Origin of the sequence: Meiothermus sp. (assembly GCF_037443965.1) — a bacterium.
Lineage (GTDB): Bacteria > Deinococcota > Deinococci > Deinococcales > Thermaceae > Meiothermus.
Genome location: NZ_JBBINI010000009.1, coordinates 1 through 13,187, shown reverse-complemented (window position 1 = coordinate 13,187; position 13,187 = coordinate 1). Strand labels below are relative to the sequence as shown.

The window sequence follows — 13,187 nt, the reverse complement described above, 5'->3', positions numbered from 1 at the left end:
GCGCAGGGGCAGTAAGAGAAGTTGAGCTGCTGCTTTTCCCGGCTAGCTCGAGTTGCTACCTACTCAGCGTAGCCGTACAGGCCCCCACGTCCTTGAGGTCGCTAATCTGACCGTTGGCGTCGGTCTTGAAGGTCTGGAGGGTTCCCTTGAGGTTCGCCGCGTTGCCCTGCTGGTCAAAGCGGCAACGCCACCAGGCTCGGTGGCTCTCGGCGCCGTCCGGAACGGTCATATCCAGGAAGGCAGCCCCGCTGCGGCTCATGTAGAAGTAGGCCACCATCTTGAAGTTTTCCTTGAAGACCACCGTACCTTTGGGGTCGCCATCGCTGTCGCGTTCGGAGAGGGTAACGGTACCGCCATCCTCCAGGTCTTTTCCGCTCACGCTGAGCTGCCAGCGCTGCCCCACGGCCAAGCGAGGAGGCCAGGCTGCGGCCTGGGGTTGCTGGGGTTGCACCGGCTGAACGGCCTGAGCACCCCGCTGGCTGGCCACACAGGTTCCAATCTCTTCGGCATCGCTGTTGGCATCTTTGAACACGAACAGCTTGCCCTGGATGGCCCCACTCCCGTTTTGCGGGTCGAAGCGGCAGCGGGCCAGCGGATACTTGTCGCCAATATTCAGGCGCAAGATGTTGTCTTGCTGGAAAAACAGGGCCTCGGTGCGGCGGCTCCCCAGGCTGGCCGTCGCTTCAAAGTCCCCATCCGCATCTTTCGGCCCCACCACCACCGACCACTCCCCGGTCCACTGGCCACCCTGCACCCGCACCTGCCAGGTCTGGCCGGTGTTGATGGCTGGGGGCCAGGCGGTCGCGGTGGCGGTTTGGGGTTGGGGGGTGCTGGCAGCGGGAGCCCGGTTCACCAGCCCCGCCACGTTGGGGCCCACCAAGCCCCAGGCCAGGGCCGAGGGGCGCATGAAGGCGGTGCGGGAGTTCCCCTGCCCCGACACCCCACGGGTATGAATGCCCACTAATTCCCCATCCTGGTTGTAAATGCCACCCCCCGAGTTACCAGGACCGGTCTGGGCGTCGTGCTTGATCCACTGCTTGCCCCCGCTCTCCATATCTTCGCCGGTAAAACCCCCCACCGCGCCGCTCGAGAAGGTGAGGGTGTTACCCCCCGTTCCTTGAAATCCAAAGACATAGATGGGGTCCCCCACAATCAGCTTGTTGGAATCACCGATGGGCACAGCCGGGAAGGCCACATTGCCAATAGGCTGGCCGTTGGACGTGCGGGTGATGCGCAAAATGGCCATATCGAGGTTGGGGTCGGCAGCCACCACATCGGCCAGAAAACGCACCTCGGGGGGCTGATCCACAAAGCGGATGGTACCCACAAAAATGCGCGGGGCAATTTGGCGGTTCTGAATATCGCCGATCACGTGATAGTTGGTCAGGATAAAACCCTGTGGGCTAATCAGGGTACCCGAACCGACGCTGGCCGAGTTGTTGCCTGTGGGGTAGGTGATGAACACCGTGGCCGCGATGATGCGTTCGCGCACCTCGCGCGGCAAGGTTTGGGCCAGGACAGCCCCTCCCATCCAAAAAACCACCAAACAGACCAGGCTTATGCGACCAAACCCCCCAGGTTTCATACGAACCTCCACGTCATTAGGCACGCCTATATAGCGTTGTATCTAAAAAATTAGAGGATTCTGGGGCAAAGGTTGGTTTATTTGCACAGCAGATATCGAAAAGTGCTTCTCGAACAGATTTTCTATGGGTCAGGAGAGCAAAACCTTAGTTGGTGTTGCTAGAGCGGTAGGTTCCGCGCGCCTAGAACGGTTGTGCCCATGGAACCACGGCAAAATCAAGAAGTCTGCACACAACTTTCATGTGCCTCAGCCAACCCTCTGTTTACCTGGGAGCATGACCAGATTATGGAGCGTCGGATGGGTCTTGGCGGCAATGGCCCTAGCACAGACGGGACTTACACCTGCCACGGGGGGGAGTTTCAGGCTTCAGGTACGCGGATACGATCTGGGCAAGTTGCCTGTACAACGCCAGATTCGGGTAACGGGCGATGTGTTCGGGGATCGGGCTCGAGTCAGCCTCCACTTTTTTGCCGATCCCGGCAGCAACCCTCCCCCCTATGCCCCCCGCATTCTTTCCGTTGACCTCAAAGGGCCGCTCAAGCCAGGGCAGACCTACCGCATTGGCGATCCCCTCAACCCCCAGGTTCGGGGCACCCTGAGCTATCTGGACGACCGCAACCCCAACAACCGCAAAAGCTGGGGGGGCAGCGGTAGCGTAACCATTACGGCCCTGAGCAACTCCAGCCTCACCTTGCAGGGCAGTAGTATCCAGATGAGCAGCCCCAAACATGGCAATTTTGTGATGAGCTTTGTGCTAAAGGTAGATCGTTTGCGGCGCTGAACAAGGGTGGGTTTGCCCTGTGGTTCTTGGCAGGGATTTTGCCGGTCTCGAAAGATCTTGGCCCACTTTCACACCTTATCTGCGGACTTCTCGCTAAGATAGATGGGTTGAGGTGGTTCATGGCGGCAACTACACCGGTGCGCGTTCCCAAAAGTTCGCTTCGACAACAACTCGTACAGCTCTTTGGGGCGGCGCTTAAGCCGCTCTACTGGTGGTACGAGAAACGGGTCGAGGCCGAGGTACGCCAGGGCCATGCCCCCAAGCACCTGGGGATGATCCTGGACGGCAACCGTCGTTTTGCCAAGGAATTGGGTTTGGAAGGGCACGAAGGCCACGAATTCGGGGTACAAAAAGCCTACGAAGTCTTGGAGTGGTGCCTCGAGCTCAGGATTCCTACCGTGACCATCTGGGTTTTTTCCACCGACAATTTCAACCGCAGCCAGACCGAGGTAGAAACCCTCATGCAGCTCTTCGTGCAGGAAGCCAAGCGCATGGCCCAGGACCCGCGCATCCATGCCAACGAGGTGCGGGTCAAGGTGATCGGGCGGCACGACCGCTTCCCCCCCAAGGTGTTGGAGGCCCTGGAAGAACTGGAGAAGGCCACCGAGCACCACAACGGCATGCTCCTGAACATTGCCATGGGCTACGGTGGACGGGAAGAAATTGTAGATGCTGTCAAGAGCCTGCTGCTGGAAGCGGCCCAGACCGGCAAGTCGCCGGAAGAACTGGCCGCCGAGCTGGATATGAAGCACATCTCCGAGCGCCTCTATACCGCCGGCGTGCCCGACCCCGACTTTATCATCCGCACCTCGGGCGAGATTCGGCTCTCGGGCTTTTTGCTCTGGCAGGCGGCCTACAGCGAGTACTACTTCTTCGATGCCTTCTGGCCCGCCTTCCGCAAGGTGGACTTTCTGCGGGCGGTGCGCGACTACCAGAAGCGGGAGCGCAGGTTTGGCAAGTAGCGTACTGGATTGGATCAAATCAAAAGCAAAACAAGCAAGGCCAGCACACCCCCTGGTATCAGGCCAAGGGCCACGTATGCCCCCAATCCCTTAGCCCCAAACGACAGGGCGGTTTTGAACACGGTGTTGCTCAGCGCAGCAACCCCAATGGCAATGGAAGCCACCGATACCATTAGCTGCTCGTTGGCCGCCAGCCGGGCCAGCGAGAGCGTGATGGCATCCACATCGGCCACCCCCGAAAAAGCGCTCACCACAAACACCCCGGCACTGCCAAAGACCTCGAGGCCCACCCTGGCCAGCAGCTTGACCAGGGCATAGACGCCCGCGAAAAGCAGGGCGCTCTGAAGTTGCAGGGGATTCTGCACCGAGACCGGCTGGGCTTCGCTGGGGTCGCGCCGGGTCAGCCAGAAGGCCACCAGCAGGCCCCAAACCAACCATAGCAACACCGCAGGCCACAGCCTTTGCAGCAAAACAGGCGCTATGGCGGCACTCCAAACCAGAATTCGCCCCAACATCATCTGCGAGGCCAGCACCGCCCCACTGGCCCAGAGCAGGTTTTTACTGGGGTTGGCCCGGCTTTGGGTCACCATCGAGAGGGTAACGGCAGTAGAAGAAACCAGCCCCCCCAGTATGGCCGCTGCCCACAAGCCCTTCGAGCCCAGCAAGCGCAGAGCCAGATACCCCATAAAGTTAACCCCAGCCACCAGCAAGACTACCTGCCAGATTTCGCGGGGGTTCCATACCCCATAGGGGCCATAGTTGACGTCGGGCAGCAAAGGATAGACCACCCCCAGAAGCAGGGCCAGCAACACCGCCGCTTCCACCTCGCTTCGCTCTATTCCACCCGCGAAGGCGTGTAGCTCGTCGTGGAAGGCCAGAAAGCCCAACAGCAAAGCCCCGGCGAACAGCGCGGGCAGTACTATCCCCAGGCCACACAGCACGCCCAGCACATACACCACCAGGGCGGCCACCTGGCTGGTAGCATCGCGGCTGTTTCGGAGCGAGTACACTGCCAGCCCCGCCACCGCAGCCAGCCCCACCACGGGCAGCCACTGGTTTTGCCCGAGGGCGCCCACCCCACCCAGCAGGCCCAGCAGGGTAAAGGTGCGCACCCCACCGATGGTCGAGCCCTGGCGCTCGACCTTGGCACGCTCGCGCTCGAGGCCCACCGCAAAGCCAATCAGGGTGGCGGCCAGCAAATGCCACAGCAACTCTTGCACCTTTCTACCCTACAACTTTTGCAGCAGGACAAAGCCCCTCAGCCCAGCTATTAATCGAGCTGTAGAGGAGCGACCGAGGAGGCTTCTATGTTGTGTAATGCTGTTTTTCTGGGTCTGGAACGGGTGGTGTTGTTTGTACCCGACCTCGAGTCGGCCCTGAACTTATATCAAAGCCTGGGTTTTCAGTTGCTCTCGAGGAATCCACCCAAAGAGGCCAAAGAGTATGTTGAAAGCGCTACGCTGTGTTTTCCCGATGGGAAAAACCAACTGGAGCTGCACACCCAACCCAGCCGCCAGTTCACCGATCTGGTGGTACGGGTAAACGATGTGCAAGCACTGTACCAGCGACTCCAACACCAAACCCAATTGAGCTGGCTACAAACCCCCCACCCCACCGACCAAGGCTGGGAAGCGGTGGTACGCACCCCAGACAAAAATATCTGGGTGTTGGTTAGTGGGCCAGCTTGAGTACAGCACGCACAGTAGTACCTGCGCCCATGGTACTTTCCAACCAGAAGCTACCGCCTAGGCGCTCGATGCGCTCGCGCATGGAAACCAGGCCCAGATGGCCGGGGTACTCGCGCTGGCTGTCGAAGCCTACGCCATCGTCGCGTATCTCGAGCTGCACGGTGCCATTTTCCTGGTGCAGACCCAGGAAAACCTTGCTGGCCCTGGCGTGCTTGGCGATGTTGTTGAGGGCTTCCTGGGCCACGCGATAGAGGGCTTCTTTAGCCTCTAGGCTCAGGGCTGGTTCGGGGCACAGCTCGGCCTCGAGCCGAAGCTGGTGGCGCGCCCTAGCTGCCGCTGCCTGCTTAGAAAGCGCCGCGACCAACCCTTCTTGCTCTAGCGACTCTGGGCGCAGTTCGAAGATCAAGGCCCGCATCTCGGCGGTAGCGGCCTCGGCTAGGTTCATCACAAAGTCCAGCGCGGCAGGGGCCAGTTCGGGGTTGCGGGCCAGTTGGGTTTGGGCGGTGCGCACCCCCAGCACGATACCGTAGATGGCCTGCGAAACCGAGTCGTGCAGGTTGCGCGCCAGCTTTTGCCGCTCTTCCAGGGCCGCCTTACCCTGGGCCTGGGCATACAGGCGGGCGTTGCGGATGGCCATGGCAGCCCGCCGCGCCAGTGAGGAAAAAACCCGCTGCTGTTCATGACCCAAGGTGTTGGGGTGTAGGTTATCTACGCTGAAAACCCCAAATAATTCTCCATTCAGACGAATAGGGATATGCATAAAGGCCCGAATACCCTCTTGGTCGGTGATGTGCCGGGCCACCCGCGCATCCTGGTAGGTGTCCTGTACCACCACCGTCTCCCCGCTGCGGGCTGCATGGGCAATCAGGCCGCGTCCAGAATACTCGTTCATGACCTGTACGAACTGGGAAGTAAAACCCCGCTGGGCTCGAGTAACCAGGTGCTGGTGGTTTTCATCCCAGATCAGAATGCAGCTCTTGTCTGCCCCCAAAAGATCTACACACACATCAGCTAGGGCTTGCAACACTTGATCGAGCTCGAGCGAAGCATAGAGCTTTTCGTCGGCCAGGTAGAGGGCCTCGAGGCTCTTCAAGTTCTGACGGGCTTCGGTAATGTCGTGCGCAATGGCCGCACCATACCGCTGACCCTCAATCTCTAGGTACAAGATGGCGTAGCGCACGTAGCGCCAGCTTCCATCCTTCCGCACCAAGGCAATCTCGAAAATGCCGGGTTGGGCGGTGCGGTTCTGCCGGATGCGTTCTGCCACCCATTCGCGGTAGGGGGGTGCGATCCAGTCCAGAATATCGAGTTGCTGCAACTCCTCCAGGCTATAGCCCAGCAAGTCCTGGGCCGCACGGTTGGCGTAGACCAGTTTGCGCTCGGATGAGGCAATTAGGATGGCGTCGCGGGTCGCCTCTAAAAATCCAGCCAGGGTCTTGGCCTCGAGCCGATGCAAAAAGTTACTCAAGCCCAACCAACCCCTCCCGGATGGCAAACAAAGCCGCCTGGGTACGCGAGGATAGCCCCAGCTTGGAAAGCAAGTTAGAGACGTGGGTCTTGACGGTCAGTTCGGAAAGCTCGAGCTGCTGGGCAATTCGCTTGTTGGACATTCCCCGCCCCACCATGCGCAAAATCTCGGTTTCCCTGGGGGTCAGGGCTTCACGCATCTCGGGGGTGCGCACTTCGCGGGCGAGCCGTTTGGCTGCCTCGGGATGCAGCCGCACCTCGCCCCGACCTGCCGCATGAATAGCCTCCACCAATTCCTCGGGGTGGGTATCTTTGAGCAGATAACCAGAAGCTCCCGCGTGCATGGCTTCGACCACCAGTTGGTCTTCCAAAACACTGGTCAAGGCAATTACCTCCACATCAGGAAAGCGGGCCTTGATCTGGCGAATGGCACTCACACCATCCATCACCGGCATCAGCAGATCCATCAACACCACATCCGGTCGCAATTGCGCTACCCGATCCAACGCTTCCTGCCCGTTTTCGGCCTCACCTACCACATGCAGCCCCTCATCGGTTGCCAGAAACATCCGCAACCCCTGGCGCACCACGGTATGGTCGTCTACCAGCAAAACCCCCAAACTGGCCTTTGGGTTGGGGTTGCTCATAGTCTCAGGGTACACCTTGGTTATCAGGCTCACCAGAGACATAGGTTTCTTGCGTCAGGGAAGAAGAAATTTCATCTCTTATACCGAAATCCACTGGCTGCTTGAGGGCTAAAGACCCTTGTGCCCCCGCCCCAACCGACGGATAAGATAGCCTCTGTGCAAAACGGTTCTCCCAATACCCACATTCGTACCCTGGGTACAAGCCATTTCGCCAGTCCCCTGCAAAGCCAGCGGGATGTCTTCGTAGAGGATAGCAGCCGGGTACTGCTGGCCTCTATGCTGGACGAGTTGCAAAACCCACCCATAACTTTCGAGTTGGCTGGCCCCCGCCGCACCATTTTTTTCAACCCCGCCGAAATTGCCTGTGGCATCGTGACCTGTGGTGGGCTATGCCCCGGCCTGAACGACGTGATTCGTTCGGTGGTGATGACCCTCAGCTACAGCTACGGCGTGAAGCGCATCTACGGGTTCCGCTACGGCTATGCCGGGGTGGCGGCCAGCCAGGGCATCGAACCCTTGCTCCTGACCCCCGAGATGGTGCAAGACATCCACGACGACGGTGGCACCTTGCTGGGCTCCTCGAGGGGGCCACAGGAATCGGGTGACATGATTGAACATTTGGTGCAACTGGGTGTACGGATTCTGTTTGCGGTGGGTGGGGACGGCACCCTGCGCGGAGCCTCGGCGCTGGCCCAAGAACTGCAAAAGCGGGGCTTACCTATCAGCGTGATTGGCATTCCCAAGACCATTGACAACGATATCCACTGGATTGAACGCAGTTTTGGCGTGGCCACGGCTGTAGAGGAAGCCACCCGGGCGCTGGAAGCCGCCCACGCCGAAGCCCGCGGAGCCTACAACGGCATCGGACTGGTCAAGCTAATGGGCCGCTACAGCGGCTTCATCACCGCCCACGCCACCCTGGCCAACGCCGATGTCAACTTTTGCCTGGTCCCGGAGGTGCGCTTTAGCCTGGAAGGCTTTCTGGCGGCCCTGGAGGAACGCCTGCGAACCCGCCACCATGCGGTCATTGCTCTGGCCGAGGGGGCCGGTCAGGACTTGATCGAGGGGGAAACCACCACAGATGCCTCGGGCAACATCAAGCTCAAGGATATTGGGCTTTTCCTCAAGGAGGCCATAACCCGCCACTTCGACCAAAAAGGTCTGGAAACCACCATCAAATACATTGACCCCAGCTACATCATCCGCAGCGTACCGGCCAACGCGGTGGACTCGGAGTATTGCCTTGCGCTAGGACAACATGCCGTACATGCCGGTATGAGTGGGCGTACCGAGATGATGGTGGGCTACTGGAATCAACACTTTACCCACGTACCCCTTGCACTCGCTACGCAAAAGCGCAAGCAAATTGACCCTCAGAGCGAACTCTGGCAGCAGGTCTTGGGGGCCACTGGGCAGCCTAGGGGCATGTGAAGCAGGCAAAAACCGTTTGCAGCTGCCATGACCATCAGCTCTATCCCTGCGCCCTCGAGGCCAGGTTCAACACCACCACCCCCACGATAATCAGCACGATGCCCAGGGCAATGGCGCCGTTCATGGGCTCTTTGAGCACCCACCAGCCCAGCAGCGCAATCAGGGCCGTACCCAGCCCCGACCAGACCGCATAGGCGGTATTGAGCGGGATAGTCTTGAGCGCCAAGCTCAGAAAGTAGAAGGCACTGGCATAGCCCACCACCACCACCAAAGAGGGCAGAAGTTTGCTAAAGCCCTGCGAAGCCTTGAGACCCGTCGAGCCGATCACTTCCGACACAATCGCCAGCAGCAGTAAAACCCAACCGTTCATCATTGCTCCAGATTACGTTATGCCCAGTGCTTACACCCTCGTTTGAGTCGGGCTACTGTGTACAATACATATCAATGATTCGCATCTTACTCGCCGACGACCATGCCCTCTTTCGCCAGGGACTCAAAAGTCTTCTGGAAGCGGAACCCGATTTTAAGGTCATGGGCGAGGCCAAGGATGGGCGCGAAGCCCTGCGCCACGCCCTCGAGGCCCACCCCGACATCATCCTGATGGACATCCAGATGCCCAACCTGGACGGTGTGCAGGCCACCCAGGAGATCCTAAAAGAATGGCCCCAGGCCAAGGTCATTATGCTCACCATGTACCGCCAGGACGGCTACGTCTTTGAGGCGGTGAAGGCCGGGGCACGGGGCTATATGCTCAAGGACGCGGATGCCAAGGAGCTTCTGGAGGCCATCCGGCGGGTGTATCAGGGTGAGGTCTTGCTGGATGCCGAGATGGCCGAGCAGATCATCCAGGACTTCAAGGCCAAACAGGAAACCACCCCTAAAGCCCATGCCGAGCTTTCCGAGCGCGAGGTGCAGATTTTGCGCCTGGTGGCCCAGGGCTACACCAACCTCGAGATCGCCTCCGAGCTATCGCTCTCGGAAAAAACCGTGCGCAACCGGCTTTCGGACATCTTCCAGAAACTCCACCTCAACAACCGCACCCAGGCGGCCCTCTACGCTTTGCGCGAGGGGCTGGCAGAAAAGAGCGACGAGCAGTAAATGAGCGACTTTACCACCCATACTGCCCTCGATCCTGTGAGGCTGCTGGGAGAGATTGCCGAAATCGGCGGCGACGCCGCCCGCGGGGCCTGGGTAGCCCGGAACCTGCAGGCCCAGGGGTTGGAGCCCTATACCGACGAACTGGGCAACGTCTGGGCCGGCCATGGCCCTACCCTGTTGGTCGCCCACATTGACACCGTTCTGACCCCCACACCCTTGCGGCGGGAGAAAAACCGCTGGTATGGCCCGGCGGTGGGGGACAATTCCTCGGGGGTAGCGGTCTTGATGGCCCTGGCCGGGGAACTGGTAGCCCAGGGCTGTACGGTGGCTTTTAGCGTGGGCGAAGAGGGTTTGGGCAACCTGCGCGGGGCCCGGCACCTGGTGAAGCATCTGCAGCCCCAGCAGATGATCGCCGTAGATGGCTATCTGCCCGGCATCGTCCATCGCTCGGCCGGCTCGCACCGGATGCGGGCCCATCTGATCGGCCCTGGCGGCCATGCCTGGGGCGACCGCGAGGCGCCCTCACCGGTACCGGCCCTGGGGCAGGCCCTTGCACAGATGTACGCCCTCGAGCGCCCCGGCGATACCAGCCTGAATGTGGGCAAGCTGTGGGGCGGCGAGGCCATCAACGCCATCCCGGGCGAGGTAGGTTTCGAGCTGGATTTGCGTGCACTAGAAGCCTCGGTATTGGGCCGCATGACCCTCCAGGTACGTGAAACCTTGATGGAAGCAGCCCGCCGGTTCAACGTTCGGTTGGAAATTGAAGTCTTGGGTGAGCGCCCCGCGGGCATGACCGCTACCCCGGCCATGCTGGAAGCCGCCCGCCGGGCTTTTTTGGAGATGGGCCTCGAGGCCCAGTTCACCGCCGGCTCTACCGATGGCTCGGCGGGTGTGGAAGTGGGCATCCCGGCCATCACGTTGAGCGTGTACCGTGGGGGGGGTGCGCACACCCCCGAGGAGTGGGTTGAGCCCGAATCCCTGCAACTAGGAGCCCGTGCCCTGCGCAGTTTTGTTCGGCAACTGCTGGCCCAGGCCTGAAATCGGCAAACTGTAACGACGATATAACGCCGGTCTTGCTATCCTCTGGCCTCAAGAGGGTGCTATGTCGGAAAGCAAGACCTTTTTGTTGCAACTGTGGCAAGATGCGCGCGGCCCCTGGGTTGTGGTCAAGGATCAGGTGAGCGGTCAGCTTTACCAGTTCGAGAGCCTCGAGGCCCTGACCCAGTTTTTGTCGGCCCCCACCAAAGACCCAACACCTTTGCAGGCCCAGACCCCGACCGGAGCCCTCACTGGACTGGTCAAACCAGACACAGAGCGGGTGGGCTGAGCCTCGGATTGCCCATCTGCGTCCCCTCGCTTAGGATAATCCGGTGCGCATTGGTCTTCTCGACTGTTGGTTGAGCCACCGCTATCTGCCCTTCTGGGAGCCTTATTTGCAGGCGCTGGATGTTGAAACCGTCCGTCCGGAGGAGAACTCGGTCGAGCTTCCCATGCCCCTGCCGATCCGCCGGTTGCTGGGACAGGCCTTCAGTTTGAAAAACCAGGGGGTAGATTTTTTGCTGCTGCCCGATGTGCAACTGGGTATCGAGCACCGCAAGGGCAGCCCTTCTCCCTGGATGGTGGATCTGGCCGCGACCCTGGGGCGACTGGTTCCAGGGCTGCCGCCGACGCTGACCGTACCCGCCGAGCTTTCGCCGGAGGTGGCCGGTCTGGCCGCGGAAATTGGGCAGAACCTGACCCGCAACCCCATGCTGGCCCGGCGGGCCCTGGAACGCACCAAGCGCCTGCTCGAGCCCCCCTTCAAACCCCCAAAGCAACCCGGAACCCATCTGATTGGGCTGGTTACCCAGCCCATGCTGACCGACGATCCGGTCTGGCTGGCAGACCTCCGGGCTGCGCTGGCCCAGCATGGGCTGAACCTGTTCCTGGCCGACAAGGCCCCTGCCGAACTTCGCCAGGAAGGCGCCAGCCTCGCACTGGGGCTGGAGCTTCCGACCGACCTCGAGGCCGCCGGCATGCACCGCTACCTCTCGAGGCTGGGCAAGGTTAAGGGACTGCTGTACGTGCATGACCCCGAGTACCTGCCTTTGCCCAACCCCTTGCGCAAACTACTGAAAAAATCGGAACCGCCCAAGCCCTGGCGGATGGTGGGCCTGGAAACCCCCTGGCGCCAAGTCGCAGATGAACTAGCCAAGAACCTCCGCATTTGATAGACTTAGGTTTCTGTGCCCCTGTTTGGGGCTATCCCGGCCCCGCGACCCCTCAAACAGGGAAAGGCTCACGCTCCAAGACCGCCCGGAGGAATAGAGTGGTGCAAATGCAAGCCGACCCATCCCCCAGAACTGACCAGTCAGTATTCGGCCCCCTCAAAGCATTGATGCCTTACCTGCGGCGCTATGGCCCCCAGTACTGGTGGGGCATGCTGGCCGGAATTGCCTCCGTGGGGGTGGCGGCCTTGTCGCCCTATTTTTTGCGTCATGCCATTGACGCAATTCAGGCCGGGGAGGCCTATCTGGTCTGGGTCTGGGCCATTTTTGGCGCAGCAGTGGCTTCGGCCTTTTTCTCCTGGGCCAACCGGCAGCTTTTAGTGGTGGCCAGCCGCTACATCGAGCACGACCTGCGCATGGATCTGTTCAAGAAGGCCCTCTCGCTGGACAGCTACTTCTACGGTAAAAACCGCATCGGCGACCTGATGAACAAGTTCACCACCGATCTGGGCGCGGTGCGCGAGATGCTGGGGGGCGGTATCAACATGGGCAGCCGCCTGCTGATGTTCATTGTGTTTGCTATCGTAGCCATGTACCTAGTGAGCGTGCCGCTAGCCTTGGCCCTGTCGCTGGTCTTCCCTACGATTTTTGTGATCATGTACTACGTCTTGCGCCTGATTGATCGGCGCTACCGCGAAAGCCAGGAGTCCTTCGACAAGATTTCCACCCGCGCACAAGAAAATTTCTCTGGTATCCGGGTGGTCAAGGGCTTTGCCCTGGAAGACCGCGAGCTCGAGTCGTTCCAAGCCCTCAACAAGGACTACATCGCCAAGAGCCTGGCCCTGACCCGCGTGGACGGCCCGGTGCGGGCCTTGATGGGCCTGCTGATGGGCTCTGCTGCCCTGATCGTGCTGTGGATGGGCGGCGGTATGGTCATCCGAGGCGAGATGACCGCCGGACAGTTTGTACAGTTCAACGCCTATCTGATGATGATGGGCTGGCCCATCGTGGGATTGGGCTGGACCCTCACCATCTTCCAGCGTGGCTCAACCAGCTATAAAAGGCTGGAAGAGTTCTGGCGCGAACCGGCCCGGATTGCTTCTAACCACCTCTCCCCCGACCCCTCACCCCCATCTCGGGGGAGAGGGGCGGCTGAAGGTCTTAGCTTGGTGGGCGAGGTCAAGTTTGAAGATGCCTTCGTGTGCTACTTGACCTACCCCAGGGGATGTAAAAAAGAGGGGGTGCTATGGAAACCCACAGAGAGCACCCCCTGTACTATCTTGACGCAGAAACCCTCCTGGTGGCTACCTACGTCTGGGTG

General features: G+C 60.3%; 14 protein-coding genes. 9 read left to right on the top strand and 5 right to left on the bottom strand.

From position 1 onward, the window contains the following. Window positions 1-55: 55 nt before the first annotated feature. A complete protein-coding gene (locus WKI89_RS06665; RefSeq protein ID WP_337868394.1) occupies window positions 56-1,585 on the bottom strand; it encodes a serine protease in 1,530 nt (509 codons plus the stop codon). Window positions 1,586-1,979: 394 nt separating this feature from the next. On the opposite strand from WKI89_RS06665, the gene WKI89_RS06660 reads away from it, so the two are divergent. After that, window positions 1,980-2,366 carry a hypothetical protein gene (locus WKI89_RS06660; protein WP_337868393.1) on the top strand — a complete coding sequence of 129 codons (387 nt, stop codon included), beginning with the start codon at window positions 1,980-1,982 and terminating at the stop codon, window positions 2,364-2,366. Between the two features lie 119 nt (window positions 2,367-2,485). After that, window positions 2,486-3,328: an isoprenyl transferase gene (locus tag WKI89_RS06655; RefSeq protein WP_337868392.1), complete on the top strand. Its 843-nt coding sequence runs from the start codon at window positions 2,486-2,488 to the stop codon at window positions 3,326-3,328. Between the two features lie 14 nt (window positions 3,329-3,342). Here the strand turns inward: WKI89_RS06655 and WKI89_RS06650 are convergent, their stop codons facing one another. Further along, the gene (locus WKI89_RS06650; RefSeq protein WP_337868391.1) at window positions 3,343-4,548 is read right to left on the bottom strand and encodes an MgtC/SapB family protein; all 1,206 of its coding nucleotides are present in this window, start codon (window positions 4,546-4,548) and stop codon (window positions 3,343-3,345) included. Between the two features lie 87 nt (window positions 4,549-4,635). On the opposite strand from WKI89_RS06650, the gene WKI89_RS06645 reads away from it, so the two are divergent. After that, a complete protein-coding gene (locus tag WKI89_RS06645) occupies window positions 4,636-5,016 on the top strand; it encodes a VOC family protein (RefSeq protein WP_337868390.1) in 381 nt (126 codons plus the stop codon). Here WKI89_RS06645 and WKI89_RS06640 read toward each other — a convergent pair. Next, the gene (locus tag WKI89_RS06640; RefSeq protein WP_337868389.1) at window positions 5,000-6,484 is read right to left on the bottom strand and encodes a PAS domain S-box protein; all 1,485 of its coding nucleotides are present in this window, start codon (window positions 6,482-6,484) and stop codon (window positions 5,000-5,002) included. The two genes, WKI89_RS06645 and WKI89_RS06640, sit on opposite strands and share 17 nt — an antisense overlap. Then, complete coding sequence (locus tag WKI89_RS06635; protein ID WP_337868388.1) at window positions 6,477-7,130, bottom strand: response regulator transcription factor; 654 nt, start codon at window positions 7,128-7,130, stop codon at window positions 6,477-6,479. The genes WKI89_RS06640 and WKI89_RS06635 overlap by 8 nt, the downstream gene beginning before the upstream one ends. A gap of 156 nt (window positions 7,131-7,286) precedes the next feature. Between WKI89_RS06635 and WKI89_RS06630 the strand changes: the two genes are divergently transcribed. After that, complete coding sequence (locus WKI89_RS06630) at window positions 7,287-8,561, top strand: ATP-dependent 6-phosphofructokinase (RefSeq protein ID WP_337868387.1); 1,275 nt, start codon at window positions 7,287-7,289, stop codon at window positions 8,559-8,561. A gap of 40 nt (window positions 8,562-8,601) precedes the next feature. Here the strand turns inward: WKI89_RS06630 and WKI89_RS06625 are convergent, their stop codons facing one another. After that, complete coding sequence (locus tag WKI89_RS06625) at window positions 8,602-8,931, bottom strand: multidrug efflux SMR transporter (RefSeq protein ID WP_337868486.1); 330 nt, start codon at window positions 8,929-8,931, stop codon at window positions 8,602-8,604. A gap of 74 nt (window positions 8,932-9,005) precedes the next feature. Between WKI89_RS06625 and WKI89_RS06620 the strand changes: the two genes are divergently transcribed. From WKI89_RS06620 to WKI89_RS06600, 5 genes are all read left to right on the top strand, one after another. Further along, complete coding sequence (locus WKI89_RS06620) at window positions 9,006-9,659, top strand: response regulator transcription factor (RefSeq protein ID WP_337868386.1); 654 nt, start codon at window positions 9,006-9,008, stop codon at window positions 9,657-9,659. After that, window positions 9,660-10,697: a M20/M25/M40 family metallo-hydrolase gene (locus WKI89_RS06615; protein WP_337868385.1), complete on the top strand. Its 1,038-nt coding sequence runs from the start codon at window positions 9,660-9,662 to the stop codon at window positions 10,695-10,697. Between the two features lie 64 nt (window positions 10,698-10,761). Further along, window positions 10,762-10,986: a hypothetical protein gene (locus WKI89_RS06610; protein WP_337868384.1), complete on the top strand. Its 225-nt coding sequence runs from the start codon at window positions 10,762-10,764 to the stop codon at window positions 10,984-10,986. Window positions 10,987-11,029: 43 nt separating this feature from the next. Beyond that, window positions 11,030-11,869 (top strand): hypothetical protein, encoded by an 840-nt coding sequence (locus WKI89_RS06605; protein ID WP_337868383.1) that lies wholly within the window; start codon window positions 11,030-11,032, stop codon window positions 11,867-11,869. Window positions 11,870-11,976: 107 nt separating this feature from the next. After that, window positions 11,977-13,187, top strand: a 1,211-nt coding sequence (locus tag WKI89_RS06600) for an ABC transporter transmembrane domain-containing protein (protein ID WP_337868382.1), incomplete at its 3' end; no start/stop codon positions are given.

Coding starts and splice junctions, on each gene's coding strand:
- WKI89_RS06635 (WP_337868388.1), bottom strand. CDS start 7,130: ATGAGCAACCCCAACCCAAAGGCCAGTTTGGGGGTTTTGCTGGTAGAC.
- WKI89_RS06645 (WP_337868390.1), top strand. CDS start 4,636: ATGTTGTGTAATGCTGTTTTTCTGGGTCTGGAACGGGTGGTGTTGTTT.
- WKI89_RS06620 (WP_337868386.1), top strand. CDS start 9,006: ATGATTCGCATCTTACTCGCCGACGACCATGCCCTCTTTCGCCAGGGA.
- WKI89_RS06655 (WP_337868392.1), top strand. CDS start 2,486: ATGGCGGCAACTACACCGGTGCGCGTTCCCAAAAGTTCGCTTCGACAA.
- WKI89_RS06665 (WP_337868394.1), bottom strand. CDS start 1,585: ATGAAACCTGGGGGGTTTGGTCGCATAAGCCTGGTCTGTTTGGTGGTT.
- WKI89_RS06610 (WP_337868384.1), top strand. CDS start 10,762: ATGTCGGAAAGCAAGACCTTTTTGTTGCAACTGTGGCAAGATGCGCGC.
- WKI89_RS06615 (WP_337868385.1), top strand. CDS start 9,660: ATGAGCGACTTTACCACCCATACTGCCCTCGATCCTGTGAGGCTGCTG.
- WKI89_RS06625 (WP_337868486.1), bottom strand. CDS start 8,931: ATGAACGGTTGGGTTTTACTGCTGCTGGCGATTGTGTCGGAAGTGATC.